Consider the following 26,945-nt stretch of genomic DNA (forward strand, 5'->3'; position numbering starts at 1 on the left):
ATGGAGGTGAACGGTCCGGTATGCAGGACTTCTTCGACCTGACTCTCGGCGGGATCTCGGCCGGCGCGGTGTACGCGGCGCTCGGGCTCGCCCTGGTCATCATCTACCGGGCCACCCGGGTGGTGAACTTCGCGCAACCCGCCCTCGCCTTGATCTCGACCTACTTCGCGTACTCGGTGACGAAGGCGACGGGCAGTTACTGGCTCGGGTTCGCCGTCGCCGTCGTCGCCGGGACCGTGCTGGGCGTCGTCACCGAACGGCTGCTCATCCGGCCGCTGCGGCACCGCTCCGAGCTCAGCTCGATCATCGTCACGCTCGGGCTCCTGCTGGTGCTGCAGGCGGTCGCGGGCATGATCTGGTCCAACGAGCCGCTGGCGTTCCCGTACGCCTTCGACTTCCGCGGCCGGTTCTCCGCCAACGACCTGTTCGTCGTGCTCGTCGTCGTCGCCATCGCCGCGCTGGTGCTGGTGGTGTTCAAGTACACGCCGCTGGGCCTGCGGATGCGCGCGGCCGCGTTCGCCCCCGAAGTCGCGCGGACGCTCGGGGTGCGGGTCGGACTGATGCTCACCGCCGGCTGGGGACTGGCCGCGGCCGTCGGCTCGCTGGCCGGGCTGCTCGCCACGCCGCCGTTCCTCTTCCCGAACGTGCTGGACGGCGTCTTCGTCTACGCGCTCACCGCGGCGGTGCTCGGCGGCCTCGACAACCCGCTGGGCACCATCGCCGGCGGGTTCGTCCTCGGCGTCGGACTGTCCTATGTGTCCGGCTACTTCGGACCGGAGATGGTGACGATCGCCGCGCTGGCCATCCTGGTGATCGTGCTGACGCTGCGGCCCAGCGGGCTGTTCGGCCGGGCCAAGGTGAGGCGGGTATGAGCGTGCGCACGGAACTCCCGGAAACCCGGGTGGAAACGCCGAAGCGGCGCCGCACACCGCCGCCGCTGCTCGTCCACGCGCTGGCCGCGCTGGGTGCGCTCGCCGTGATCGTGCTGCTGACCCTGGTCACCGACGAGTTCACGAACCTGCGCATCGCGACGATCGGCTACTACCTGATCGCGGTGGCCGGGCTGACCCTGCTGACCGGCCTCACCGGCCAGGTTTCGCTGGGACACGGCGCCTTCATGTTCATCGGCGCCTACACCGTGGCGCTCCTGGTGCGGCGGGTGCCGACGTTCCCGCTGTGGGCCGACCTGCTGCTCGCATCGGCCGCCGGCGGCCTGGCCGGGCTGCTGGCCGGCGCGGCGGCGGCCCGGCTGCGCGGCCCGTACCTCGCCGGTGCGACGCTGGCGCTGGCCGTCGGCCTGCCCGCGCTCACCCGGAAGTTCCCGGACTTCCTGGGCGGCAGCAACGGGTTGAGCTTCACCGTCCACAGCAGACGGGCCGGCGCCGGCGTCCCGGAACTGCGCTGGCAGACCTGGATCGTCTGGCTCAGCGTGCTGCTCGCGCTCGTGCTGGTGGTCAACATCGTCCGCGGCCGGCTCGGGCGGAACTTCCGCGCGGTCCGCGACGACGAGGTCGCCGCCGCGCTGAGCGGGATCGCCGTCGGGCGCACGAAGATCCTCGCCTTCCTGGTCAGCGCGGTGTGCGGCGGGCTCGCCGGTGGCCTGCAGGCGTTCCTGCTCGGCACCGCCGCACCCGGTTCGTTCACGCCCGCGCTGTCGCTGAGCCTGCTGGCCGCGGTGGTGCTGGGCGGCCTCGGGTCCCTGTGGGGCGCGCTGTGGGGCGCGGTCGCGCTCGTGTACTTCCAGGCCTGGTCCGAGGACCTCGCCGACGCCCTGCACCTGAACACCGATGTGGCCAACAACCTCCCGCTCGCGGTGTACGGCGTGATCCTCATCGTCGTCGTGCTCGCCTTCCCGCGGGGCATCCAAGGTGGCTTCCACCGGCTTGGCGTCCTCCTCCGTCGATCCGCGAAGCAGAAGGAGAACCATGAGAAGCACTGAGCTCGGCGCGGGATTCTTCGCCCTCGTCCTGGCGCTGACCGCGTGCGGCGGCGCGGGGGAGAGCGACGGCGGCGGTCAGCAGGCGGCCGATTCGGCCGTCGGCGTCACCAAGGACGCCGTCGTCATCGGCACCCACCAGCCGCTCACCGGCCCGGCCGCGCCCGGGTACAGCAAGATCTCCGTGGGCGCCCGTGCGGTGTACCAGGCGATCAACGACGGCGGCGGGATCAACGGGCGCAAGATCGACTACCGCGTCGAGGACGACGGCTACAACCCGACGAAGACCGTCGAGGTCGTCAAGAAGCTCGTCCTGCAGGACAAGGTGTTCGCGATCGTCGGCGGGCTGGGGACGCCGACGCACTCCAAGGTCGTCGACTACCTGAACGCCGAAGGCGTGCCGGACCTGCTGGTGTCCTCGGGCGCGCTCGCCTGGGACAACCCGCAGAAGGCGCCGATGACCTTCGGCTACCAGGTGGACTACACCCGGGAAGGCAAGATCCAGGGCAAGTACATCAAGGACACCTTCGCCGGCAAGAAGGTCGGCTACTTCACGCAGAACGACGACGTCGGCCGGGACACCCAGGCCGGGCTCGACCAGTTCGTCAAGGACCAGGCCGTCGTCCGGCAGGGCTACGACAGCGCCAACACCGACGTCACGCCGCAGCTGTCCGCGCTGAAGTCGGCCGGCGCCGAGGTCGTCGTCTGCGCGTGCATCCCGGCGTTCACCGCGCTGGCCATCCTGGCCGCGGCGAAGATCGGCTACCACCCGCAGTTCGTGGTCAGCAGCATCGGCGCGGACCCGGCGACGCTGTCCGGGCTGCTGCAGGACTTCGCCAAGCGCGGCGGGGCCAGCGTGTCCAGCGGGCAGCTGCTGGCCGGCCTGATCGGCACCGGGTACCTGCCGGACGTCGCGCAGACGTCGGACCCGTGGGTCGCCTACTTCAAGGGGATCCACGACAAGTACATCGCGAAGGAGCCGTTCACCAACACCGTGCTGTTCGGCATGGTGCAGGCCTACACGTTCGGGCAGGCGCTCAAGGCGGCCGGGCCGGACCCGACGCGGCAGAAGGTCGTCGACGCGATGAGCTCCGGCGCGCTGAAGGGCCCGGGCCTGACGCCGTTCGGCTTCTCGAAGGAGTCGCACGCCGGCTACACGGGCGCGTACGTGTTCAAGATCAACCCGGACACGTCGACGACGGTGATCCAGCCACCGGCCGTCACCGACCGCGGCACCGGCGCGATCACGCCGTACTCCGGTGAGCGGGCCACTCCGGAGCAGGTCAACCTGGTGAGCAAGTGACGACGGGCCGGCTCGTGGGCACCACGGGCCGGCCCGCCCGCTCACATAGGGTGGCGGCATGAGTGTCAGGGACAAGGTCGTGCGGGCGGCGGTGCGGCTGTTCGCCGAGAAGGGCTTCGAGGCGACGACGGTCCGCGAGATCGTCGAGGAGGCCGGCGTCACCAAGGGCGGGCTGTACCACTACTTCGAGTCCAAGGACGACCTGCTCTTCGAGATCTACGCGGCGATGCTGCGGATGCAGACGCGGCGGATGGTGACGATCGCCGAGTCGGACCTGCCGCTGCCGGAGCGGCTGCACGCGATCATCGCCGACGTCGTGGTCACGAGCATCGCCGACCTCGACGCGGCGACCGTGTTCTTCCAGTCGTTCCCGCTGCTGGAGAAGTCCAAGCAGGTCCAGGTGCGCGCCGAGCGGCGGACCTACCACGAGCGGGTGCGCGACCTGGTCGCCGAAGGCCAGCAGGCGGGCATCTTCCGCGACGACGTCCCGGCCGACCTGGCGATCAACTACCACTTCGGTGCCATCCACCGGCTGGGCATGTGGTACCACGCCGACGGGGAGCTGTCGGGGGAGCAGGTGGGGAAGCACTTCGCGGATTTGATGCTGCGCAGTCTCCGTCCTTAAGCCGAAGCCGGTCCGCTCCGGTTGGTGCGGCTGACGACCCGGGGAATGGCCGCGCTCTGACAAGATGTTCCGGTGAGACGGCTAACGATGATCGTCAGTGTGGGGATCACCATTCTCGGCACCGCTTTGTTGCTGGTGCTCGGGCCGACGGGGATCGGTATCGCGAACGTCGTGGCGGTTCCGGTGGGAATATTCGGGATCCTGGCGACGGTGCTGGTCGGTCAAAAACGCGCCGGCGATGCCGGGGCCATCCCGGACGCGGTCATCCTCGATCTCGCCCGGAAAGTCCTTCAGCGGGAACGGGTCGCCCTGGCCGCCGCTCTCGGGGTGCCCGGCGAGGTCGTGCCGGCGACGATCGGTCTTCGGCAACCGCCGTTGGTGTACTGGCACACCGACGGTGGCGGCCGGCGCAGCTCCAGCCGGGAAGTCGCCGGCTACTACACGGACCTGGACCGTGGCCGGCTCGTCGTGGTGGGTGGGCCGGGCGCCGGGAAGTCCATCCTGGCCACCTGCCTGTGCATCGATCTGGCCGCTGCGGCAATCGGCAACCCGTCCGGGGAACCGGTGCCGGTCAAGCTCAGCTTGCTCAGGTTCAACCCCGGCGGGAGCCCGCACGACCAGCCCGGCTCGGTGGCGGCCCGCCTCCTCGAAGCCTGGATCGTCCGGTCGTTGACCGAGATGTACGGCATCGAAGCCAAGATGGCCGCCCGGCTGGTCGGGGAACGCCGTATCGTGCCGGTCCTGGACGGCTTGGACGAAATGGATGCGAGGCAGTACCGGCCTGCGCGAGCGGCCGAGCTCGTGCGGGCGCTCAACCACTTCTCCTCGGGTGAACTGCCGCGTTTCGTGCTGACTTCCCGTCCCGGCTGCTTCGACCGGTTGACGAAGCCGCCGGGTGATCAGGAGGCCGTCCCGCTCCAGCACGCCACGGTGATCGAGCTGGAACCGCTGAAGCGCGCGGATGTCATCGCCTATCTCAAGTACCGCTTCCCCGATCCGGCCGGCTCGCCCAGGGCGCACGCGCGGTGGCAGCCGATCATCACCGAACTGCGGTCGGGCAAAGAAACCCCGCTCAAGCAAGCCATGACCGTCCCGCTTTACCTCTTCTTGCTGACCGCGGCGTACCGGTCCGATGACAGCAGACCCGCCGAAATCCTCCGCTTGACCACGGTCGATGAGGTTCGCGACCGGCTGTTCGAGCTGCTGGTCGTGGCCGGCGCCGAACGCAACGGGCAGGTGCTCGGCAGCTACCGCCACCTCCCGCCCGAGCGAGCCATGCACTGGCTGGAGAACCTGGCCGAGGCCCAGGTCCTCCACGGCACGATCGCCGAATCATCGATCGACATCCAGATCCCGCGCATCCACCGGATCGGCGGCAGGCTTCCCCGGCTACTGGCGGCCTTCGTGATGGGTGCCGTCCTGCTGCCCACGTGGCTGCTTTGCTGGTCTTCGCTCGAAGACGGGTTCACCCCGTTCGCCTACCTGGTGATGATCCTGGCGGCCATCGCGACACAGATGATGGGCGTGAATGTGGGGGTGCCGAGGATCAACGCAACGCAGTTGCGGAAGCTGAGCCGAAATGCCGCATTTCTCGTGTCGTTCGCCGGGCTGACGGTCTCGTCCGCATTGATGTTTTCCGGAAGTAAAAGGGTTTCGGCAATCGCTGCGTCCGCCTGGCTGTTGTTCTCTTTCTTTTTCTTGATGGGGCCGGTTACTCTGTTCCGGAGCTTCCGAGACCCGGGGTATACGGGTCAGGACAACTTTTTCTCGCTGTTCCAGAACGTCGGTGCCGCCGATGCTGCTCGGCTGGTCCGGTCCGGCGTGGTGGCGACCGCGGTGTCCATGGCGACGGTCCTCACCATGCTCGGCCCGCTGGTGATCTTCACCGGCGCGTCCTTGGCTCGGATCGCGTTTACTTTCGGCTTCCTGTCCGCTATGTTGATCGCGCTTTCGCCGTGGCTGCTCTACGGTGTCGCGGCGCTCACCTTCCGGTTCAGTGGCCGATTCGCTCCCCGGCCCGCGCGCTTCCTGGACTGGGCTCAGGCGGCGGGGCTGATCGGTGTGTACGGGGACGTGCTGCGTTTCCGGCACCGCGAGTTCCAGGCGTGGTTGACGAAACGACGCATCCCGGTCGACTTGTCGACAGAAGATCTCGCGGAGAGGCTCGAACTGCTGTGATCTCGTCCCGTGCCGGCGCCGGGGCTCGGGCTCGTTTGACTTCGCCGCCGCCGTGGTACTGACCGAAATCAACGCTGTCCCGCTTTGGAGGGTGCTCGTGCAGATCCAGGTCAACACCGACCACAACGTCCACGGTGGCGAACGGCTGGCCACCTTCGTGACCACCGACCTGGAGGAGGGCCTGTCCCGGTTCGGCACGTGGTTGACCGGGGTGGAAGTGCACCTCAGCGAAGACGGCGGCAGCAAACCGGAAGACAAGAAGTGCGTGATCGAGGCGCGGCCGGGTGGCAAGCAGCCGGTGGCGGTCACCCACCACGCGGCCACTGTGGACGATGCCTTCGCCGGGGCGAAGCACAAATTGGTGCGCGTGCTGGATTCCCGGTACAACCGCGCCCACGACCACAAGGGCAGCGACAGCATCCGGCACATGCCCCCTCCGGAAGACCCCGATCAGGTCGGGGTGCTCGAGGACCCCGGGGACACCACACCGGGGATCGGCTGACCGCGGTTCGAGTGCCGAGTGGTCAGCGGCGCCGCCGGACGTAGTGGACGACCAGCATCGCGATCGCCCCGATCGCGATGACACCGGCGACGATCCGCACCGGCATTCCGAAGCCCACCAACGGGCCTGCCGCGTTGACCGCGGAACTGACCACCAGCACCAGCCACAGGAGAACCGGGCTCGAAGGACGCGTGGAAACGTTGTCGTTGTTCATACCGGCAACGCTAGGGACTCGCGGCGACGGCGAGAATGCCGTCCGCACCCGGATGCGGGGTGGTGCCTGCGCTACCCCGCGTCCCGGCCCAGGTAGGCCAGCACCGCCAGCACCCGGCGGTGCCCCGCGCCTTCGTCGGACGGCAGGCCGAGCTTCGCGAAGATGTTCCGGATGTGCTTGAGCACCGCGCCGTCGCTGACGACCAGGAGCTCGGCGATCGTGCTGTTGTTGTAGCCCTCGGCCATCAGCCCCAGCACTTCCCGCTCGCGGGCGGTCAACGACTCCAGCGGGTCGGCCGTGCGGTGGCGGGCCATCAGCCGGCCGATCACCTCGGGGTCCATCGCCGTGCCGCCCTTCGCGACCCGCTGGAGTGCGTCGAGGAACCGCTCGACCTTGCCGACGCGCTCCTTGAGCAGGTAACCCACCCCGCCGACGCCGTCGGCGAGCAGCTCGACCGCGTAGCTCGTCTCCACGTGGGCCGAGAGCACCAGCACCGGCAGCGCCGGGTGGATCTCGCGGGCGCGGACGGCGGCGCGCAGGCCCTCGTCGCGGTGCGTGGGCGGCATGCGGACGTCCATCACGACCGCGTCGGGCCGCTCGCCCTCGATGAACGCCAGGAAGTCCTCGGCGTTGTCCACCGCGGCGGCCACCTCGATGCCCGCCGTTTTCAGCAGCAGGGAGAGGCCTTCGCGCAGCAAAGCGTCGTCCTCGGCGATCACGACCCGCATGGCAGCTCCACTCGCAGCACGGTCGGCCCACCGGGTGGGCTGGTCAGGGTGAGGGTTCCGTCGAAGGCTTCGGCGCGGCGGCGGATGCCGGCCAGCCCGCTGCCGCGGGACTCGTCGGCGCCGCCGCGGCCGTCGTCGCGGATTTCCAGGCACAGCACCGACGCCGTGCCGCCGAGCGTGATGTCCACCTGGGACGCGTCGGCGTGCTTGGTGACGTTGGCCAGCACTTCGGCGACGACGAAGTAGGCGGCCGCTTCGACCGCGGCCGGGCGGCCCGTCTCGTACTCGACGGCGACGACGGCCGGCACCGGGCTGCGCTCGGCGAGCGCGCGCACCGCCCCGGCCAGGCCGCGTTCGCTCAGCAGCGGCGGGTAGATGCTGCGGACGACCGTGCGCAGCTCGGCCAGCGCGTCGGTCGCGGTGTCCTGGGCCTTGACCAGCAGATCGCGCACGGTCTCGGGGTCGCGGTCGTACAGCTGGCCGGCGATGCCCAGCTGCAGCACGACCGCCGCGATCCGCGCCTGCGTGCCGTCGTGGAGGTCACGCTCGATGCGCCGCAGCTCGGCGCCGTGCGCCTCCAGCGCCGCCGCCCGGGTCGCGGTCAGCTCGGCGACCCGGTCCGCCAGCACGACGCCCGGAGCGGGCGCCAGCAGCTTCCGCGCGGTGCGGGCCTGCCACCGGGCGACCCGCGGCAGCTGCAGGGTGGCCGCGACCATGGCGGCGGCCACCAGCAGGTCCAGCCCGGCCCGCGGCCAGGAGTCCACCACGATCCCCAGCGAGCCTTCGATCCCGCCGGGCACCAGCGGCCAGACGAAGACCGTGATCACCTGCTGGACCGCGCCGAGCGGCAGGCCGAACGCCAGCGCGCCGATGAACAGGCCGGTCGCGCCGTGGATCGCGAGCCACGCGAGGTCGCGCCGGGTGGCCGGGTCCTTGAACGGGGAGCCGTCGCGGTAGGGCTCGGGGATCGGCTCGCCGAGTGCGCGCGCGGCCCGGCGGCGGTCGACCCCCACGGGCCACCGCGCCAGCCGGATCGCCGGAGCCAGCGACGGGATCCCGATGCCGAACGGGCACAGCAGCAGGACCGCGAACAGCCCGATGAGGGCGAACAACGAGAGCAACGAGGTGCCGGCGCCGACCACCAGGTAGCGAACCGCCGACCAGCACTCGCGCAGGCGGGTCGTCACCCGGACAGTGTCCCACCCCACCGCCGTGGTGGTGCTGGCGCTACCCCCGATCCACCCCTCCACGGGATCGAAGTCCCGGTGCGCGCGACCTAGTTTTCCTTGGGACGCAAGGATCAGTCTTAAGGGGACAGAGATGACCACAGCGAGCGCGTACGCGCTGGAGCTGAGCGGGGTGCGGAAGGTGTACGGCTCCGGCGACGGCGCGGTCACCGCGCTGGACGGGGTGTCGGCGGGGGTGGCGCGGGGGTCGTTCACCGCCGTGATGGGCCCGTCCGGCTCGGGCAAGAGCACTTTCCTGCACTGCGCGGCCGGCCTCGACCGGCCGACGTCGGGGCGGGTGCTGCTCGGCGGCACCGAGATCGGCAGGCTGAAGGAACGCGAGCTGACGGAGCTGCGGCGCACCCGGATCGGGTTCGTCTTCCAGGCCTACAACCTGCTGTCGTCGCTGAACGTGCTGCAGAACATCACGCTGCCGCTGCGGCTCGCCGGGCGGAAGCCGGACCCGCAGTGGCTGCGGGAGATCGTCGACGGCGTGGGGATCGCGAACCGGCTGGAACACCGCCCGGCGGAGCTGTCCGGCGGGCAGCAGCAGCGCGTCGCGATCGCGCGGGCGCTCGTCACCCGGCCCGAGGTGGTGCTGGCCGACGAGCCGACCGGCGCGCTGGACACCCGCACCGGGCGGCAGGTGCTGGACCTGCTCCGCGCGATCGTCGAGCAGATGGGGCAGACCGTGCTGATGGTGACCCACGACCCGGTCGCGGCGTCGGCCGCGCACGGCGTGCTCTTCCTGGCCGACGGCAAGCTGGCCGGGCACCTCCCGCACCCCACCCCCGAGCGGGTGGCGGAGCGGATGACGCACCTCGGGGAGTGGTGAGCGTGCTGACTCTCGCCTGGCAGACCATCCGGAGCCGGCTCGGCGGCTTCGCCGGCGCCTTCATCGCGATCCTGTGCGGCACCGCACTGGTGGCCGCCTGCGGCGTCCTCATGGAGTCCGGCCTGCGCGCCGGCGTCCCCACCCAGCGCTACGCCGCCGCGGCCGTCGTCGTCGGCGGGGCGCAGACCGTGCGCCCGCCCGGCGCCGACGCCCTCTCCACCGAGCAGGTCGGCGAGCAGCCGTCGGTGCCGGTGGCGCTGGCCGGGCGGATCGCCGCGGTGCCCGGGGTGCGCGCGGCGGTGGCGGAGCAGAGCTTCCCGGCGCAGGTCGTGAGCCGGGACGGGCAGGTGCTCGCCGGGCGGGAGTCGCTCGGGCACAACTGGGACGCGGCCGTGCTGGCGCCGTTCACCCTGCGCGGCGGCGACGCACCCGCGACCGCCGGCGAGGTCGTGCTGGACGCCGACCTGGCGCGCCGGGCCGACGTCGGCATCGGCGGGCAGGTGCGGATCACGACCCGGTCCGGAACGGAGGCGGTCAAGGTCAGCGGCGTCGTCGACGGCACTTCGCGCCAGTCGGCGGTGTTCTTCACCCCGCAACGGGCGGCGGAGCTGGCCGGACGACCGGGCCAAGCGCACGCGATCGGCGTCCTCGCCGAGCCCGGGGTCGAGCCGGCGGCCCTCGCCGAGCGGGTGCGTGCCGTTGCGGACGGCGCCGAGGTGACCACCGGTATCGAACGCAGCAGCATCGAGTTCCTCGACGTCAGCCAGACGCGGACGCTGCTGCTGGCCATCGCGGGCTCGTTCGGCGGCTTCGCCCTGCTGGTCGCGGTGTTCGTGGTGGCGAGCACGCTGGCCCTGACCATCAACCAGCGCCGCCGGGAGTTCGCGCTGCTGCGGGCGGTCGCGGCGACCCCGCGGCAGATCCGCAAGCTCATCGGCACCGAGACGACGCTGATCGCGCTCGTCGCCGGCGTGCTGGGCAGCGTGCTGGGCCTGGCGGTCGCCGGGGGGCTGCGGGACGCGTTCGCCGCGATCGGGGTGATCCCGGCCGACTTCGGGCTGGCGATCAGCCCGCTCCCGCTGCTGGCCGCGGTCCTGCTCGGCCTGGGCGCGGCCCGGCTGGCCGCCTGGGCGGCGGCGCGGCGGCCGTCGTCGATCCGGCCCGTCGAGGCGCTGGGCGAGGCCGCCGTGGAGCGCCGCGAGCTCGGCCGGGGCCGCCTGCTCACCGGCTGGGGCCTGGTGCTGGCCGGCTTCGGCGGCACGCTCGTCCCGCTGTTCCTGCGCGGCGACATCGCCGCTGCGACATCGTCGATGGCGACGCTGGTGATCGTCATCGGGCTGGCCGTCGTCGGCCCGCAGGTGACCGGGCTGGTGATGCGGTTCCTGGTCCCCGTGCTCGCCCGGCTCTGGCGGATCAGCGGCTACCTCGCGGGAGCGAACGGCCACGCCAACGCCCGGCGCGTCGCGGCGGCGGTGACCCCGCTGATGCTGGCGGTGGCGTTCGCGCTCGCCACCTTCTACGGGCCGACGGCCATGACGGCGGCGGCCCAGCAGGAGTCGGCGCGGTCGACGACCGCCGACTACGTGCTCACGGCGCCGGGCGGGGTCTCGCCGGAGGTGGCCGCGGCGGCCGGCCGGGTGCCGGGGGTCGCGGCGGCGACACCGGTGGTCCGCACGTCCGTGATCACCGCGTCGACGGTGGGCGACAGCGTGGAGGTCCAGCGGACGCCCGCGCAGGGCTTGGCGGGCGGCCAGGCCGGGGCCGCCCTCGAACTGGGCGTCGACGCCGGGCGGCTCACCGACCTGACCGGCGACACCGTGGCGCTGAGCCGTTCGGAAGCGGACTGGCTGGACAAGAAGCTCGGTGACGAGGTCGAGTTCTACTTCGGCGACGGCGTCCCGGCGAAGCTGCGGCTGGTCGCCACCTACAGGCACGACCTGGCCTTCGGCGACTTCGTGCTGCCGGTCGCGCTGGCCCGCGAGCACATCGGCGGCCGCCTGGACGACTCGGTGCTGATCCGGCGGCAGCCCGGCGCCGACGCGGGCGCGGTGGGTGCGGCGCTGAATGCGTTGCCGTACCCGGGTTTGGTGGTCGCCCCGGCCGCGGTCGTCGCGGCTCCGGAAGGCGGGGAACGGCAGGCGCAGTTCTACCTGAACCTGGTGGCGGCCGGCGTGATCGTCGGGTACCTGGCGATTTCGGTGGCCAACACGCTGGTCCTGACGACCGCCCAGCGCGGCCGCGAGTTCGCGCTGCTGCGGCTGGTGGGCACGACCCGCCGTCAGGTGACCCGCATGATGCGGCTCGAAGCACTGGCCACGGTCGGGATCGCCGTCGTCATGGGGACGCTGGTGGCCGTGATCCCGTTGGCGTTGCTCAACATCGGGCTGCGGGGCAACCCGGTTCCGGCCGGGCCGCCGTCCGTCTACTTCGGAATCATCGCCGGCGCGGTGCTGCTCGGGATGGTGGCGATCGGGGTGGCGACGACGGTGGCGCTGCGGGCCCGGCCGATCGACGCGATCGGCCTGCGCGAGTAGGGGGGTGCGGGGTGGGCCTGCCGGGCTCACCCCGCATCGCGGGATCATCGAAATTTTCCGAAAGTTATTGCCCGACCAGGGGAACCACTCGCATGCTTTTGGCCATCCTGGCTCGCCTGCCAGCCTCGACGAGGAGGAAGCATGCTCACCAAGAAACGCGGCCGCAGCAGGATGTTCGCCGGCGGCGCCGTCCTTGCGCTGATCGCCGCATTCCTGCCCGGAACCGCCTGGGCCGACACCGTCATCACGACCAACCAGACCGGCAACAACAACGGGTACTACTACTCGTTCTGGTCCGCCGGTGGCGGCTCGGTCTCCATGACGCTCGGGTCCGGCGGGAACTACCGGACGAACTGGAGCAACGTCAACAACTTCGTCGCCGGCAAGGGCTGGAGCAACGGCAGCCGGCGGAACGTGAACTACTCCGGCAGCTTCAACCCCTCCGGCAACAGCTACCTGTCGCTCTACGGCTGGACGTCCAACCCGCTCGTCGAGTACTACATCGTCGACAACTGGGGCAGCTGGCGGCCGACCGGGACGTACAAGGGCACCGTGACCAGCGACGGCGGCACGTACGACATCTACCAGACGACCCGCTACAACGCGCCGTCCGTCGAGGGCAACAAGACGTTCAACCAGTACTGGAGCGTGCGCCAGCAGCGGCGGACCGGCGGCACCATCACCACCGGCAACCACTTCGACGCGTGGGGCCGGGCCGGCATGCACCTCGGCAGCTTCAACTACTACATGATCCTCGCGACCGAGGGGTACCAGAGCAGCGGCAACTCCAACCTGACGGTGGGCTGACCATGCGCGCGTGGAGCACTTTGCTGGCGACGGCGGCCATCGCCGTGGCGAGCGCCGTCGCCGTCACCCCGGCGCAAGCCGCGACGTGCAACGGGTACGTGGGCCTGACCTTCGACGACGGGCCGTCGAACGCCCACACCCCGGCCATCCTGAACGCGTTGCGGCAGAACGGGTTACGGGCCACGATGTTCAACGAGGGCCAGTACGCGGCCGCGTACCCGGCCCAGGTCCGAGCGGAGGTGAGCGCGGGGATGTGGGTCGGCAACCACAGTTACACGCACCCGCACCTCACCCAGCTGAGCCAGGCGCAGGTGGATTCCGAGATTTCCCGGACCCAGCAGGCGATCGCGGCCGCCGGCGGTGGCACACCCCGGCTGTTCCGCCCGCCGTACGGGGAAACGAACGCGACGGTCCAGTCGGTGGAGTCGAAGTACGGCCTCCGCCAGATCATCTGGGACGTCGACTCGGGAGACTGGAACAACGCCAGCGTCGACGCGATCGTCGCGGCCAACGCCCGGCTCACGAACGGCCAGGTCATCCTGATGCACGAATGGCCGGCCAACACCCTGTCCGCGATCCCGCGCATCGCCCAGACGCTCGCCGGCCGCGGGCTCTGCGCCGGGATGATCTCACCGCAGACGGGGCGGGCGGTCGCCCCGGGCTGACGGTGCGGGAGGTGGCGCGGCGGTTGCACCCCGCCGCGCCACCATCCGACCCTCCACAGTGGATTTCCCAGCCGCCGGCCAAGGCAAGGCGCCGGTTAACTCGGACATTTCACCGGCCCGGTGACGGCCGGTCGGGTGCCGTTCCCGCAGCGTTCACTTCGGTCGCCCGCACCCGTCATTTGCGGTGCCTAAGTTTCTTCGCGTGGACGCACCCTTGGCTGTGAGAGCGCGCGGGATCACCAAGTGCTTCGGTGACGTCGTCGCGCTCGACGGCATCGACTTCGACGTCGCCCCCGGGCGGATCCACGGCCTGGCCGGCCCGAACGGTGCCGGCAAGACGACGCTGCTCGGCCTGCTGCTGAGCCTGGCCGTCGCCGACGAAGGGCGGCTGGAAATCCTCGGGACGCCGGTCGGCCGGGCGCTCGCCGCTCCCGCCGGGGTCGCGGGGTTCGTGGACGGGCCGGGTCTCTACCCGTCGCTCACCGCGCGGCAGAACCTGACCGCACTGGCCAAGCTGGGCGGTCACCCCGTCGGCGACGTCCTCGAGGAGGTCGGGCTCGCCGACGTCGCCGACGACCGGGTGCGCGGCTTTTCCCTCGGCATGCGCCAGCGGCTCGGCCTGGCGGCGGCCCTGCTCACCTCGCCCCGGCTGCTGGTGCTCGACGAGCCGGCCAACGGCCTGGACCCGGCGGGCAAGCAGCACGTCCACGGCGTCCTGGCACGGCTGGCGGCGGCCGGCACGGCGGTGGTGCTGTCCAGCCACCGGATGGACGACCTCGAGGCGCTGTGCGCGGAGGTGACGATCCTCGCGACCGGCCGGGTGGTCTTCACCGGCCCGCTGGCCAAGCTGTCCGCGGAGAGCGGCGAGCTGGCCTACCGGCTGCGGACCTCCGACCCGGCCGCCGCCCGCCGGGTGATCGAACAGACGCGGGGGATCCGGCTCGTCGAGGCGCCGCGGGAGGCCGAGGGCGTGGTCGTGCGCGCGCTCGTGCCCGCGCTGGACGAACTGGTGCTGCGGCTGGGGCGGGACGGTGTCGCGGTGCGCGAGCTCGCGCCCGTGGTGTCGCCCCTGGAAGCGGCGTTCCTCGCGCTGACCGGGCAGGAGGCCACCCGATGACCGCGACCGTCGCCGTCCCCGCCCGTCCGGTTCCCCTTGCGCGCACCTACCGCTTCGAGCTCGTCAAGCTCTTCTCCACCTGGCGCATCCGCCTGCTCGTGCTGGCCTGCTGGCTCGCTCCGGCGATCTTCGTCGCCGCCGTGAGCGAACAAAGCTCGCTGCCCGTCGACACCCTCTTCGGCCGCTGGATGAACGCCACCGGGTGGGCCGGCCCGCTCGTCATGCTCGGCTTCGCCGGCACCTACGCGCTTCCCCTCCTCACCTCCGTCGTCGCCGGGGACGTGTTCGCCGCCGAGGACCGGCTGGGTACCTGGCGGCACCTGCTCGTGGCCGTCCGGTCCAAGAGCCGGCTCTTCGCCGCGAAAGCGCTGGCCAGCCTGACCGTCCTGCTCGTGCTGGTCGCCGGGATGGCCGTCTCCAGCACCGCCGGCGGCCTGCTCACCGCCGGGAACCGCGCCCTCGTCGGCTTCGACGGGCACCTGCTCGCTCCCGGCGACGCGGCCACCGGCGTGCTCCTCGCCTGGGTGAGCGTGCTCGCTCCGACCCTGGCCCTCGCCGCGCTCGGGCTGCTCGGGTCCGTCCTCTGGGGACGGTCGCCGATGGGCCTGCTCCTGCCCGCCGTCGCCGCCCTCGCCATGGCGCTCGCCCAGCTGCTGCCACTGCCCGTCGCCGTGCGGCTCGCCCTGCCCAGCTACGCCTTCATCGCGTGGAACGGTCTCTTCACCAGCCCCGCGCAGCTCGGGCCGCTGCTCGTCGCGGCCGGTGTCAGCCTGGCCTGGGCCGTGGCCGCGACGACGCCGGCGTACCTGCTGTTCGTGCGCCGCGACTTCACCAACGCCGCCCACGAAGGCTCCGGACGCCGGGCGCTCGCCGCCGTGCCGCTGGTCGTGCTCTTCGGCGCCACCGCCGCGATCGTCGCCGTGGCGACACCCGCGCTGGGCTCCGGGATCACCCAAAACAAGGTGCAGCAGTCGGTCGCCACCGCGTTCGCGCACCTCTACCGCCTGCAGACCGGGCAGCTGCACCGCCCCGACGTCACCGAAGCGGAGCTGGCGGCCACGGCCGCGTGCACCAAGGGCGACGGCCTGGTCGCCGCCGACGGACCCGGCAACGACTGGCGGTGCGTCGTCACCTGGCACCTGCCCGGCGTCGCGGCCACCGGATCGGCGATCTACCAGCTGGACGTCACCGCGGACGGGCGGTACGTCGCCGACGGCGACGGCCCGAAGGAAGTCAACGGCTACTTCCAGGTGCGGACCCCCGAGGGAGACCAACCCAACCCGCTCTGGCAGTTCGACGCGAACGTCGAGCTGCTTCCCACCACGAAGGGATGAGTCCGATGCAGGTAACACGCCGCAGACGGCGTGCCGGGAAAAGCCGGCTGGGCGGCCATCGGCTGCGCTACGCCACCGCCGGCTCCGCCACGCTCGTGCTCATCGCCACCGGCACCGGTGCCGGCGTCGCGTCGACCGCGCAGTTCGGCCAGGACCAGGTCGGCCAGGTCACCGAGAACGGCCAGGTCGTCTCGGCCGACCAGTACCTCAAGCCGATCGGCGATCGGCTGGTCGTGAACAACGGCAAGATCATGGCGTCCGCGGTCAGCCCCGACGGCGCCCACCTCGCCGCGCTGACCGCCGACGGCGGGATCGCGCTGACCATCGTCGACCTGAAGAGCTGGAAGGTGCAGCAGCTCGTCGGCAACTCGGCGACGGCGAACCTGCGCATCGCCGGCAACGACGTCGGACAGGAAGGTCCGTCGTACTCCCCGGACGGCAAGAGCCTGTGGCTAGCGCAGACCGACGGCTACACCAAGTTCACGGTGAACCCGGACGGCACGGTCGCCGCGCCGGCGTCGGTGAAGATCCCGGCGGACGGCACCAAGCACGCGCTGGTGGCCCAGGCCGTCTTCTCGCCCGACGGCGCGACCGTGTACTCCGCGGTCAACGGCCAGAACCGCGTCGTCGCCCTCGACGCGGCGACCGGCGCGATCAAGCAGAGCTGGGCCACCGGCAACGCCCCGCGTGACCTGGTCCGCGTCGGCACCAAGCTGTACGTCAGCAACGAAGGCGGCCACGCGGCGAAGCCGGGCGAGCCGACGCTGAACTCGTACGACACCCAGGTGCCGGCCAGCCAGTTCACCGGCGCCACCACCAGCGGCACGGTCAGCGTCATCGACCTCGCGAACGCGGCCGCCGCGCCGAAGAGCATCGACGTCGGCCTGCACCCGACCGCGGTGTACTTCAAGAACGGCGCGCTGTTCGTCACGAACACCGCGAGCAACAGCGTCTCCGTCATCGACACCGGCCGCGACCAGGTCGTCCAGACCATCGCGACCCAGCCGTGGCCGCAGGCCTCGGTCGGGTACGAGCCGGACGGCGTGACGCTGACCGACGACGGCCACCTGCTGGTGACGCTCGGCCGCGCCAACGCGGTCGCCGTCTACCGCTACTGGTGGGCGCAGGCGCCGGTGAGCTACGTCGGCCTGCTGCCCACGGACTACTTCCCGACGGCGATCACCACGGTCGGCAAGGACGTCGTGGTCTCCAACACCCGCGGCATCGACGCCCGCCGTCCCACGACCGCGGCCGGGCACGGGACGCACGACACGACGTCGAGCGTGCAGAAGTTCCGGCTGCCGGACGACCGCGCGATCCGCGGCTACACCGGCCAGGTCTTCAAGCAGAACGGCTGGACGGACAACTCGGTCCAGGTGGCGCAGGACTACGGCCACCGCCGTCCGGTGCCGGTGCCCGCCCGGCTCGGCGACCCGTCGACGATCAAGCACGTTTTCCTGCTGGTCAAGGAAAACCGCACCTACGACCAGGTGTTCGGCGACGACACCCGCGGCCACGGCGACCCGGCCGTGACGCAGTTCGGCGAGAACGTCACGCCGAACCAGCACGCGCTGGAGCGCCAGTTCGGGTTGTACGACAACACCTACGACATCGGCACGAACTCCGCCGAGGGCCACAACTGGCTCATGCAGGCCGACAACCCCGAATACACCGAATCGTCGGCGGGGGAGTACCTGCGCAGCTACGACACCGAGGACGACGCGCTCGGCCACCAGACGTCGGGATTCCTCTGGACCGGCGCGCAGGCGGCCGGGAAGTCGGTGCGGGACTTCGGCGAATTCCAGCAGTTCCTGACCAAGCCGGCCGGCGCGAGCTGGCAGAACCTCTACTGCGACGCCAAGAACATGGCGGCCACCGGTCAGCCGACGGCCTACCCGCTGGTGTCGTCGTCGCCGATCCCGTCGCTGAACGACGTGTCGGTGCCGGGCTTCCCGAAGTTCGACACCTCGGTGCCGGACGTCTACCGCTACCAGATCTGGAAGGACGACTTCGAGAAGCACGGGCCGGCCAACCTGAACATGTTCTGGCTGTCCAGCGACCACACCGGCGGCCCGCCGAACGCGGCCGCCCAGGTCGCCGACAACGACCTCGCGGTCGGCAAGATCGTCGACGAGATCTCGCACAGCCCGTACTGGAAGGACTCGGCGATCTTCGTCGTCGAGGACGACTCCCAGGCCGGTCTGGACCACGTCGACGGCCACCGGGCGCCGGTGCAGATCATCAGCCCGTACGCCCAGCACGGCGTCGTCGACAGCCACTACTACTCGCAGATCACGATGATCCGCACGATCGAGCAGATCCTCGGCGTCAAGCCGATGAACCAGAAGGACAGCGCGGCGACGCCGATGAGCGCGGCGTTCACGCAGAAGCCGGACTACACGCCCTTCACGGCGCTCCCGAACCGGACGTCGTTGACGGGCGGCCTGGCGACCCAGCCGTCCTGCGGTGCGGACACCCCGGCGCCGCCGAACCCGGCCGCCGCCCCGGTGCCGTCCTCGGCGGTGCCGTCGGACAAGCAGCACGTGGCGGCGCAGTGGCAGGAGTGGACGACGCACCAGCGGCTGACCGGCCCCGACGCGGTCGCCGACTTCGCCAACCCCGCGCAGATGAACCACTTCACGTGGTACCAGACGCACGGGTGGCAACTGCCCTACCCGGGTGAGAACCAGGTGTACGCCCCGGAGCAGGTGCCGGGCGCGTACCTCCCGTCCGCGGAATCGGACGGCTGACCCGGACGCCGGGAGGCTCCGCGCGAGCCTCCCGGCTTCATTCACTGGCCGTAGCCCCCTCGGCGAGTGCCTTCTTTCTGAGTTCAGCCGCGCCCGGACATGGTCGGCGACATCGTGGTCGACGGCCCCCAGCCGCCCCGCGCGACGGCCGCGGCCACGGCGGTGCGGCCGGGTATTGGCTGGACGCGGCGGGTTTGCCGCGGCGGGTGGGCCCGGATGGGCGACCGCCCGGACCCGGTGGTGGTGAGCTTCACCCCGGCGACGTCACCGCCGGGTCCGGTGGCAGTGTTCGCGAGGTGAGCCGTGGTCGCGGGCGAGGTCCGGTCCGGCGACCCCGTCGGCCGAGCCGGGTGGTGCCGGGTCCGCAGCGGGCCGAACCGCGACCGAAGCCGCGGATCGAACGCTCAGCGGGCCGGTCGCAGGTGGTCGGTGCGCCAGTGCCGTCCCCGCCGGGGTGTCCGCCAATGGCGTCCCCGCCACGGCCGCACCGGACCACGCGCCGCCAGGAACGCCGGCTGGTGCTCCGCGAAACCCTCCGCCGTGAGGCTCATCAGCACCGGGTACCGGACCTCCCCGCGGCGCAGTTCCGTGTCCCGCGGGCGGCCCTCCTCGCGGAAGCCCAGCTCGCCGTGCAGCGCCAGCGAGGCGAAGTTGCTCCCGTTGATGCTGACCTCGCACTTGCGGTAGCGCTGCAGCTCGAACATGTACGCCAGCAGGACCCTGACCGCGTCGGCCGCGTAGCCGCAGCGGCGGTACTGGGTCCCGATGCCGATGCCGTAGCTGAAGTGGCCGCCGGCCGGGTCGGCCTGGATCCAGATCGACCCGACCAGCGTCCGGTTGTGCAGCGTCTCGATCGCGAAGTGGAAGTCGTCGCCCGCCGGGCCGCGGTGCGTCGCCCAGTGGCGGTAGCCGCCGATCTGCCGGTCCGACGCGCGGTCGAACCCGATCAGGGTGCGGTGATCCGCCGGGCGGACCTCCCGCAACCGCACCTTCCACCCCGCCCAGCTCATCGGCAGTGATGGTACAGCCCGATCACCAGTAGCACTGCGTGGTCATGTCGTCGAGCCGGACGAACCGGGACGAGCCGTTCGCCCCGATGATCGCCTTGACGAACACCGGGTTGACGCCGTTGAGGTTCCACCGGGCCGTGTTGACCGCCTGGTACGCGCCGCTGCCGTTGAGCCACGGGTAGGTGCCGGCCAGCAGGTGCCCGGAGGCGTCCCAGATCTCGATGCCGACCTGCGCTCCGCCCGCTGTCTGCAGGTAGAACTGCGACGCGCACTGGGCGTTGCCCGGCACCGAGTTCGTCGGCACCCAGAAGCCCTCGAAGGCCCAGCCGTCGGTGGCGAACAGCCAGCCGTTGTTGCGGCCGGACCGGGCGGTCCCGGCCCCGACGTCGAACCCGGCCGACGCGGCACCACCGGTCGCCACCAGCCACGACGACTGCGGGTTGACCTCGAACCCGTCCTGCACCTGCGACAGCGAGGCGTGGGCCACCCCGGACGTCACGGCCATCAGCGCGGCGGCCAGCACGGCGGCGACGGTGCCGCCACTCAGCTTGCGCAGTAGCCGGCTTCGTCCCCCGGAAAACGTTGCGGACATGTCGGTCCCTCCCTCGATTCGGAGCACTTTCGCCCCTCTGAGCACGCCGGGAGCAGCGGTGATACGTCCGGTAACGAGCAGGCCGGCCGGAGCGAAGGACAAGACACGATGACCTTCATGCCTCTGCCGGACCGCGCCGCGAGCGACGGCTTCCCGCGCTGTCTGGCCGAGCTGGTCGAGTTGTGCCGGGTCCACCTGCCGGCCCGGACGGCCGAGACCGGCGAGGACGAGTGGGATCGACGCATCGTCCTGCGTAGCGCGCTGGGCTACCGGAACTCCGACTACCCCGACCTCCCGGAGCCGTTCTTCGCCGCGCTCGTGCGCGCCGCGGTCCACGACCCGAATCCCAGCTTCAACCGGCAGTTCGTCGAGCCGCTGCGCAGCGTGTTCGGTGCCCGCCGGACGCAGGAAGCGCTCCTCGCAGTCCTCACGACCGGCACGAATCCGGAACGCGCCGGGGCGGCCCGCGCCTGGTACTGGGCCACGCTCGAGCGGCTCGACGACCTCCAGGAGCGCTGGAACCGCGCCGCGCTGCGCGAGTTCGTCGCCAACGACGACCTCGACGTCCGCCGGTGCGTGCTGCCCGGCCTCACCCTCGACCCGGCTCGCTATCCCGCCGAACTGCGCCCGCTGGTCGCCGAGGCGGTGCACCTCGCGCGGACCCACCCCGACGACTACCTCGGGCACCGCGTCGAAATCCAGGTGGCCGTCCCGGAGGACTGAGTGTCACAAGCTCTGCCCCACCGGTGTCTCGAGGTCGTTCCCAGCCCATGACACCGGAGGACGAACCCATGGAACCCCGCTTCGACCTGTTCACCACCGAAACCGGCTCCCGGCTGGCCAAGCGCTTCGCGGGCCTCGGCCAGGTCATCGACCGGTCGCCGCTGCCGAAGCTCACCCGGGAACTGGTCAGCCTGCGGGCCAGCCAGCTCAACGGGTGCGGCTGGTGCCTCGACATGCACGCCAAGGAAGCCGCCGCGGCCGGCGAGTCGGCGGTCCGGCTCGCGCTCGTCGCCGCCTGGCGGGAGTCGACGGTCTTCAGCGAAGCCGAGCGAGCCGCGCTCGCGCTGGCCGAGGAGGGCACCCGGCTCGCCGACGCCGCCGAAGGCGTGTCCGACACGACCTGGGCCCGGGTGCGCGAGCACTACGACGACGAGCAGGTCGCCGCGCTGGTCGCGCTGGTCGCCCTGATCAACGCCGCCAACCGGCTCGCCGTGATCGTGCACCAGAAGGGCGGGTCCTACGAGCCCGGACTGTTCGCCGCCGTCGCCGAAGAAAGCTGAGCGGGACGCTTCAGCAGTGCGGCGAGGACGGTGCCGAGCAAGACCACCGGGGTCAGCGCGAGGAAGGCGCCCCCGATGTGCCCGGCCACGTCCTCGCCGAGCAGGCTGCCGAAGACGGCGACCCCGAACGCGGCGCCGATCGACCGGGCGAAGGTGACCACCGCGCTCGCGGCCCCGATGCCGGCGGCGGGCACCGCGTTCTGCGCCGCGGTCAGCGCGACCATCGGGACCATGCCGATCCCCACGCCGGTGACGGCGAAGTACCCGATCAGCGCGAGCTGCGCGGTGCCCGGCGCCAGGGTGCTCAGCAGGAGCAGCCCGGCGACGTTCAGCGCCATGCCGGTCACCAGGACGACCCGCACGCGCGCCGGGTCCGCGACCCACCGCCCGGCGAGCGACTGGCTGACGACCAGCCCGAGCACCAGCGGCAGCAGGTGCACGCCGGAGAGCGTCGCCGAGACACCGTCGACGACCTGCAGGTACGTCGGCAGGTAGACCAGCACGCTGAACATCGCGACGTTGGCGATGAGCCCGACGATCGCGGCGAGCACGACCGTGCGCGAGGTGAACATCGCCGGCGGCAGCACCGGCGCCGCGGCGCGCCGTTCGACCGGGACCACCAGTCCGATGAGGACGATCGCGGCGGCGGCGAGGGCCGGCGTGCCCGGCGACGTCCAGCCCCACCGCGGGCCGAAGGAGGTGATCAGGACCAGCGCGGTGGCCGCGCCGGCCAGCAGCAGCGCGCCGGCGTAGTCGACGCGGGCGCGCCGCGGCTCCCGGACCGCGGCGGGCAGGGCCCGCGCCGCGAGCACCACGGCCACCAGCCCGACCGGGACGTTGATCAGGAAGGCCCACCGCCACGAGAGGTGGTCGGTGAACAGGCCGCCGAGCAGCGGCCCGGCGATGCTGGCGACGCCGTAGACCGAGCCGAACCGGCCCTGGTAGCGCCCGCGGTCGGCGGGCGCGGCGATGTCGCCCACCAGCGCGAACGTCAGGACGATCATTCCGCCGCCGGCCAGGCCCTGCAGCGCGCGGGCGGCGATCAGCTGGGGCAGGTCCCCGGCCAGGCCGCACAGCGCGGACGCGACCAGGAACGCGGTCGTGGCGAGCAGGTAGAGGCGCTTGCGCCCCAGCATGTCGCCGAGCTTGCCCCAGAGCGGGGTCGCGGCGGTCGAAGCCAGCAGGTAGGACGCGGTGATCCAGGCGATGTCCCGGAATCCGCCGAGGTCGCGGGCGATCCGGGGCAGCGCGGTGGCCACGATGGTCTGGTCCAGCGCGGCCAGCAGGACGGCGAGGACCAGCGCCGTCATCGCCGGGCGCACCGCGGGTCTGAGGGAGACGTCGAGGGTCATTTCGCTTCCGGAACGGTGATGGTCTTGTACTCGGTGTAGGTGCCGAGCCCGACGGCGCCGTACTCGCGGCCGAGACCGCTGGCCTTGAACCCGCCGAACGGGCCGTCGAAGCCGATCGGCGCGCCGTTGATCGTGACCGTGCCGGTCCGCACGCGGCGGGCGACGGCGAGCGCGTGCGCCGGGTCGGCCGACCAGACGCCGCCGGACAGGCCGTACTCGGAGTCGTTGGCGATGCGGACGGCGTCGTCTTCGTCGTCGTAGGCGATGACGACCAGGACCGGGCCGAAGATCTCCTCCTGCGCGATGCGCATCGAGTTGTCGACATCGGCGAAGAGCGTCGGCGTGACGTAGTTGCCCGCTTCCAGTCCTGGCGGGACTTCCGGGCCGCCGGTGACGAGCCGCGCGCCTTCTTCGACGCCGAGGCGGACGTAGTCGAGGACGCGCTGCTGCTGGTCGCGGCGGATCATCGGGCCGATGAACGTGCGATCGTCGGCCGGGTCGCCGACACCCAGCGACTCGATCAGGTCCTTCAGCCCGGCGACGACTTCTTCGTACCGGCTGCGCGGCGCGAGGACGCGGGTCTGGGCGATGCACGATTCGCCGTTGTTGAGCAGGGAACCGAACTTCAGGCCCTGGACGGCCGCGTCGAGGTCGGCGTCGGGCAGGATGATCGCGGCCGATTTGCCGCCCAGTTCGAGGCTGACCCGCTTGAGCTGTTCCCCGGCCAGCGACGCGATGCGGCGCCCGGCGCGGGTGGAGCCGGTGAAGGCGATCTTGTCGACGTCCGGGTGCTTGACCAGGTACTCGCTGGTCTCGCGGTCGGCGGGCAGCACGCTGATGACGCCCTCGGGCAGCCCGGCCTCCGCGAGCAGTTCCGCGAGGAGGTTCATGCTCAGCGTGTTCTCGGGCGAGACCTTGAGCACGACGGTGTTGCCGGCGAGCAGCGCGGGGATGATCTTGGCCGACGCCGAGGAGAACGGCGAGTTCCACGGGATGATCGCGGCGACCACACCGATCGCCTCCCGGCGCACGACCGACCGGAACGGCGCGGCGGGATCCGACGGCGCCAGGGTCTCCTCCCAGCCGAACTCTTCGGCCGCCTTCAGGTAGGCGTTGGCCTGCCGGGTCAGGCCGGACTGGCCGGCCTTGGTGAACCAGAGGGCGGAGCCGTTCTCCGCGGAGATGAGCGCCGCGATCTCGTCGGCGCGCTTCTCGCGCAGCTCGGTCAGCTTGCGGACAACGGCGACGCGCTCCGCGGGCGACGTGTGCGGCCACGGGCCGTCGTCGAAGGCCTTCCGGGCGGCCGCGACGGCGCGATCGACGTCGGCGGGCAGCGCCTGCGCGGCGCGGCCGATGACCGAGTTGTCGTGCGGGGACCGGATGTCCAGCAGCTCGGTGCTGCTCGACGGGGTCCACGTGCCGCCGATGAAGAGTTCTGCGTAGGTGATCACTGTTGCCTCCTATGTCGATCTGTCACATCAGTGTAGCACTTAACTGTCTCATCAATGTGTCAGTTAGTGCTAGGGTGGGAGAGTGAGAGCCGACGCCGCACGCAATCTCGAACTGGTCCTGACCACGGGCGCCCGCATGCTCGCCGAAGACCCGGCCACGAGCATCGCGGCGATCGCGGCGGAGGCCGGCGTCGACCGCCGCACGGTGTACCGCCGGTTCACGAGCCGCGAGGAGCTCCTGACGGCGGTCTATCAGGCCCGCCTGGACGCGATCGAAGCGGCGATCGAGGCCGCCCGCCTGCGGGAGGCGCCGGTCCCGGTGGCCCTGTACCAGTACGTCCAGGGGATCGTCAGGGTCAACCGCACCTGGCCGACCGAGGTGAGCCGGATGCGCTCGGACCCGGAGATCTGGGCCCGCCGCCAGCGCGCGGTCGAGGAGGTCGACCGGTTTCTCAAGCGGGCCACCTACGAGGGCTTCCTGCGGGCGGGGCTGCCGGCCCGCTGGCCCGGCAGCGTCCTGGGGGCACTGGTGCGGTTGTCCACAAAGGACCTCTCGGTCCTGAACGACGTCCAGGCCGCCGACGTCATCGTCGACACGTTCCTGCGGGCGCTCGGCACCGCCTCCTCGCTAGACCGTCGTGAGTGGTAGGGCGGGTAAGAACCCGCCTAACCACTCACGACCAGCTACGGCAGGGCTAGGAGCGCTGGTGCTCGCCCGGGGCGTTCGTGCCGGTTTCCGAACCCGAGAGCTGCCGGGCCGTGTTGACCAGCCCGACCATGCTGAACGCCTGCGGCGTGTTCCCCACCTGCCGGCCCGAGTCGGTGTCGTACTCCTCCGACAGCAGGCCCACGTCGTTGCGCAGCCCCAGCAACTGCTCGAACAGCGCGCGGGCCTCGCTCGTGCGACCGGTCGCGTGGAGGGCGTCGGCGAGCCAGAAGCTGCACGCCAGGAAACTGCCCTCGCCGCCGGGCAGTCCGTCGACACCTCCGTCCGCGTCGGCGTCGTAGCGCCGGACGAACCCGCCGTGGGCGAGCTCGGCCCGGACCGCGTCCACCGTGCCGCGGACCCGAGGGTCCCCGGCCGGCAGGAAGCCGACGCGGGGGATGAGCAGCAGCGCCGCGTCCAGGCCGCGGGAGCCGTAGAACTGGGTGAACGTGTTGCGGTCGGCGTCGTAACCGTGGGCGCAGACGTCCTGGTGGATCTTTTCGCGCAGGGCCCCCCAATCCTCGACCGGGCCGTCGAGGCCGTGGGCCCGCACCGTGTGCACCGCGCGGTCGACCCCGGCCCAGGCCATCACCTTGGAATGGACGAAGTGCCGGCGCGGCCCGCGAACTTCCCAGAGACCGTTGTCCGGCTGGTCCCAGTGGCCTTCGAGGAAGTCGAGCAGCCGGCGCTGCAGGTCCCAGGCCGGGTGGGACGTCGGGAGCCCGGCTTCGCGGACCAGGTGGAGCCCGTCGAGGACCTCGCCCCAGACGTCGAGCTGGAACTGGTCCGCCGCGGCGTTGCCGACCCGGACCGGCGTCGAACCTTCGTAGCCGGACAGCCAGTCCAATGTGGACTCCGGCAGCCGTCGGGTGCCGTCGAGGCCGTACATGATCTGCAGGTCGGCCGGGTCGCCGGCCACCGCGCGGACGAGCCATTCACGCCACGCGCGGGCTTCGGCGTGGTAGCCGGTGCCGATCAGGGCCTGCAGGGTGAAGGTCGCGTCGCGCAGCCAGCAGTAGCGGTAGTCCCAGTTGCGCGACCCGCCGAGCTGTTCCGGCAGCGACGTCGTCGCGGCGGCGAGGATGCCGCCGGTCGGGGCGTAGGTGAGGGCCTTGAGGGTGATCAGCGCGCGCCGGACCGCGTCCCGCCACGGCCCTTCGTACCGGCAGCGGCCGATCCACTCCGCCCAGAAACGTTCTGTGCCGGCGAGCGCGGTTCCGGCGTCGGCGGACCGCGGGCGCGGCCGGTGGGAGGCGCTGTGGGTGAGGACGAACGGGACGCGCTCCCCGGCGGCCACGGTGAACTCGGCGTGCGTGGCCAGGTCCTCGCCGTGCAGCGGCACCGGCGTGCGGACCCGGATCGCGTCGGGCCCGGCGACCGCGACGAACTCGCCGTCCTCGTTCCGCACCCAGGGGACGACGGAACCGTAGTCGAGGCGCAGCCGCAGCAGCATGCGCATCGGCACCCGGCCGGACACGCCTTCGACGATCCGGACGACGTCCGCGGCTTCCCCGCGCGGCGGCATGAAGTCCAGGACGCGGACCGTGCCGCCGGGGGTGTCCCACTCGGTCGTCATGATCAGCGACTCGCCGCGGTACGAACGCCGGGTCGCGGGGCCGCCGCTCGCCGGGGCGAGCCGCCAGGTGCCGGCGTGCTCGTCGTGCAGGAGCGCGGCGAAGCAGGCCGGGGAGTCGAAGCGCGGCAGGCACAGCCAGTCGATCGCGCCGTCGCGCGAGAGCAGCGCCGCCGTGTGCAGGTCGCCCAGCAGGGCGTAGTCCTCGATCGGGGCCATCGGGA

Annotated in this window: 25 protein-coding genes; 16 read left to right on the plus strand and 9 right to left on the minus strand. The window is 71.6% G+C overall.

Features of this window, described 5'->3' with window-relative positions; all coding sequences use genetic code 11:
• Positions 1-20: 20 nt before the first annotated feature.
• The 6 genes from ISP_RS07500 (at position 21) to ISP_RS07525 (ending at position 6,544) form a co-directional block, all read left to right on the plus strand.
• Positions 21-872, plus strand: coding sequence for a branched-chain amino acid ABC transporter permease (locus tag ISP_RS07500; RefSeq protein WP_013223281.1), 852 nt, complete (start codon positions 21-23; stop codon positions 870-872).
• Positions 869-1,939: a branched-chain amino acid ABC transporter permease gene (locus ISP_RS07505; protein ID WP_013223282.1), complete on the plus strand. Its 1,071-nt coding sequence runs from the start codon at positions 869-871 to the stop codon at positions 1,937-1,939. The genes ISP_RS07500 and ISP_RS07505 overlap by 4 nt, the downstream gene beginning before the upstream one ends.
• Positions 1,926-3,239, plus strand: a complete 1,314-nt coding sequence (locus ISP_RS07510; RefSeq protein ID WP_013223283.1) for an ABC transporter substrate-binding protein — start codon at positions 1,926-1,928, stop codon at positions 3,237-3,239. The genes ISP_RS07505 and ISP_RS07510 overlap by 14 nt, the downstream gene beginning before the upstream one ends.
• A 58-nt stretch (positions 3,240-3,297) precedes the next feature.
• Complete coding sequence (locus ISP_RS07515) at positions 3,298-3,864, plus strand: TetR/AcrR family transcriptional regulator (protein WP_013223284.1); 567 nt, start codon at positions 3,298-3,300, stop codon at positions 3,862-3,864.
• 87 nt (positions 3,865-3,951) lie between these two features.
• Positions 3,952-6,042 (plus strand): NACHT domain-containing protein, encoded by a 2,091-nt coding sequence (locus ISP_RS07520; RefSeq protein WP_013223285.1) that lies wholly within the window; start codon positions 3,952-3,954, stop codon positions 6,040-6,042.
• Between the two features lie 91 nt (positions 6,043-6,133).
• A complete protein-coding gene (locus ISP_RS07525; RefSeq protein WP_230468727.1) occupies positions 6,134-6,544 on the plus strand; it encodes an HPF/RaiA family ribosome-associated protein in 411 nt (136 codons plus the stop codon).
• Positions 6,545-6,566: 22 nt separating this feature from the next.
• Here the strand turns inward: ISP_RS07525 and ISP_RS07530 are convergent, their stop codons facing one another.
• From ISP_RS07530 to ISP_RS07540, 3 genes are all read right to left on the minus strand, one after another.
• On the minus strand, positions 6,567-6,758 hold the full coding sequence (locus ISP_RS07530) for a hypothetical protein (protein WP_013223287.1): 192 nt from the start codon (positions 6,756-6,758) through the stop codon (positions 6,567-6,569).
• Positions 6,759-6,829: 71 nt separating this feature from the next.
• Complete coding sequence (locus ISP_RS07535; RefSeq protein WP_013223288.1) at positions 6,830-7,486, minus strand: response regulator; 657 nt, start codon at positions 7,484-7,486, stop codon at positions 6,830-6,832.
• On the minus strand, positions 7,474-8,673 hold the full coding sequence (locus ISP_RS07540) for a sensor histidine kinase (protein ID WP_013223289.1): 1,200 nt from the start codon (positions 8,671-8,673) through the stop codon (positions 7,474-7,476). Before ISP_RS07540 ends, ISP_RS07535 begins: the two co-directional genes overlap by 13 nt.
• 133 nt (positions 8,674-8,806) lie before the next feature.
• Here ISP_RS07540 and ISP_RS07545 point away from each other — a divergent pair, with 133 nt between their 5' ends.
• The 7 genes from ISP_RS07545 (at position 8,807) to ISP_RS07575 (ending at position 18,754) form a co-directional block, all read left to right on the plus strand.
• Positions 8,807-9,547 (plus strand): ABC transporter ATP-binding protein, encoded by a 741-nt coding sequence (locus ISP_RS07545; protein WP_013223290.1) that lies wholly within the window; start codon positions 8,807-8,809, stop codon positions 9,545-9,547.
• Positions 9,541-12,081, plus strand: a complete 2,541-nt coding sequence (locus ISP_RS07550) for an ABC transporter permease (protein ID WP_014466661.1) — start codon at positions 9,541-9,543, stop codon at positions 12,079-12,081. Before ISP_RS07545 ends, ISP_RS07550 begins: the two co-directional genes overlap by 7 nt.
• A gap of 141 nt (positions 12,082-12,222) precedes the next feature.
• On the plus strand, positions 12,223-12,888 hold the full coding sequence (locus ISP_RS07555) for a glycoside hydrolase family 11 protein (protein ID WP_013223293.1): 666 nt from the start codon (positions 12,223-12,225) through the stop codon (positions 12,886-12,888).
• A gap of 2 nt (positions 12,889-12,890) precedes the next feature.
• Positions 12,891-13,553 carry a polysaccharide deacetylase family protein gene (locus ISP_RS07560; protein WP_013223294.1) on the plus strand — a complete coding sequence of 221 codons (663 nt, stop codon included), beginning with the start codon at positions 12,891-12,893 and terminating at the stop codon, positions 13,551-13,553.
• Between the two features lie 220 nt (positions 13,554-13,773).
• Positions 13,774-14,670: an ABC transporter ATP-binding protein gene (locus tag ISP_RS07565; protein WP_013223295.1), complete on the plus strand. Its 897-nt coding sequence runs from the start codon at positions 13,774-13,776 to the stop codon at positions 14,668-14,670.
• Positions 14,667-16,004 (plus strand): ABC transporter permease, encoded by a 1,338-nt coding sequence (locus ISP_RS07570; protein ID WP_013223296.1) that lies wholly within the window; start codon positions 14,667-14,669, stop codon positions 16,002-16,004. Before ISP_RS07565 ends, ISP_RS07570 begins: the two co-directional genes overlap by 4 nt.
• A gap of 5 nt (positions 16,005-16,009) precedes the next feature.
• Positions 16,010-18,754, plus strand: a complete 2,745-nt coding sequence (locus ISP_RS07575; protein WP_013223297.1) for a bifunctional YncE family protein/alkaline phosphatase family protein — start codon at positions 16,010-16,012, stop codon at positions 18,752-18,754.
• Between the two features lie 83 nt (positions 18,755-18,837).
• On the opposite strand, the gene ISP_RS07580 is transcribed toward ISP_RS07575, so the two are convergent.
• From ISP_RS07580 to ISP_RS07590, 3 genes are all read right to left on the minus strand, one after another.
• Positions 18,838-19,008 carry a hypothetical protein gene (locus ISP_RS07580; protein WP_155258921.1) on the minus strand — a complete coding sequence of 57 codons (171 nt, stop codon included), beginning with the start codon at positions 19,006-19,008 and terminating at the stop codon, positions 18,838-18,840.
• Between the two features lie 150 nt (positions 19,009-19,158).
• Positions 19,159-19,764, minus strand: coding sequence for a GNAT family N-acetyltransferase (locus tag ISP_RS07585; protein WP_049878090.1), 606 nt, complete (start codon positions 19,762-19,764; stop codon positions 19,159-19,161).
• A 22-nt stretch (positions 19,765-19,786) separates the two neighbouring features.
• Positions 19,787-20,356: a hypothetical protein gene (locus ISP_RS07590; RefSeq protein WP_013223299.1), complete on the minus strand. Its 570-nt coding sequence runs from the start codon at positions 20,354-20,356 to the stop codon at positions 19,787-19,789.
• A 108-nt stretch (positions 20,357-20,464) separates the two neighbouring features.
• Between ISP_RS07590 and ISP_RS07595 the strand changes: the two genes are divergently transcribed.
• Positions 20,465-21,079 carry a hypothetical protein gene (locus ISP_RS07595; protein ID WP_013223300.1) on the plus strand — a complete coding sequence of 205 codons (615 nt, stop codon included), beginning with the start codon at positions 20,465-20,467 and terminating at the stop codon, positions 21,077-21,079.
• Positions 21,080-21,147: 68 nt separating this feature from the next.
• Positions 21,148-21,639 carry a carboxymuconolactone decarboxylase family protein gene (locus ISP_RS07600; protein ID WP_013223301.1) on the plus strand — a complete coding sequence of 164 codons (492 nt, stop codon included), beginning with the start codon at positions 21,148-21,150 and terminating at the stop codon, positions 21,637-21,639.
• Here ISP_RS07600 and ISP_RS07605 read toward each other — a convergent pair.
• A complete protein-coding gene (locus ISP_RS07605) occupies positions 21,597-22,991 on the minus strand; it encodes an MDR family MFS transporter (protein WP_013223302.1) in 1,395 nt (464 codons plus the stop codon). The two genes, ISP_RS07600 and ISP_RS07605, sit on opposite strands and share 43 nt — an antisense overlap.
• Entirely contained in the window at positions 22,988-24,442 is a 1,455-nt protein-coding gene (locus ISP_RS07610; RefSeq protein ID WP_013223303.1) for an aldehyde dehydrogenase, read from the minus strand. The genes ISP_RS07605 and ISP_RS07610 overlap by 4 nt, the downstream gene beginning before the upstream one ends.
• 82 nt (positions 24,443-24,524) lie before the next feature.
• Between ISP_RS07610 and ISP_RS07615 the strand changes: the two genes are divergently transcribed.
• Complete coding sequence (locus ISP_RS07615; protein WP_013223304.1) at positions 24,525-25,091, plus strand: TetR/AcrR family transcriptional regulator; 567 nt, start codon at positions 24,525-24,527, stop codon at positions 25,089-25,091.
• A gap of 46 nt (positions 25,092-25,137) precedes the next feature.
• Here the strand turns inward: ISP_RS07615 and ISP_RS07620 are convergent, their stop codons facing one another.
• Entirely contained in the window at positions 25,138-26,940 is a 1,803-nt protein-coding gene (locus ISP_RS07620) for a glycoside hydrolase family 15 protein (RefSeq protein ID WP_013223305.1), read from the minus strand.
• Positions 26,941-26,945: the final 5 nt, after the last annotated feature.

This window comes from Amycolatopsis mediterranei, assembly GCF_026017845.1.
In the GTDB taxonomy this organism is placed as follows: domain Bacteria; phylum Actinomycetota; class Actinomycetes; order Mycobacteriales; family Pseudonocardiaceae; genus Amycolatopsis; species Amycolatopsis mediterranei.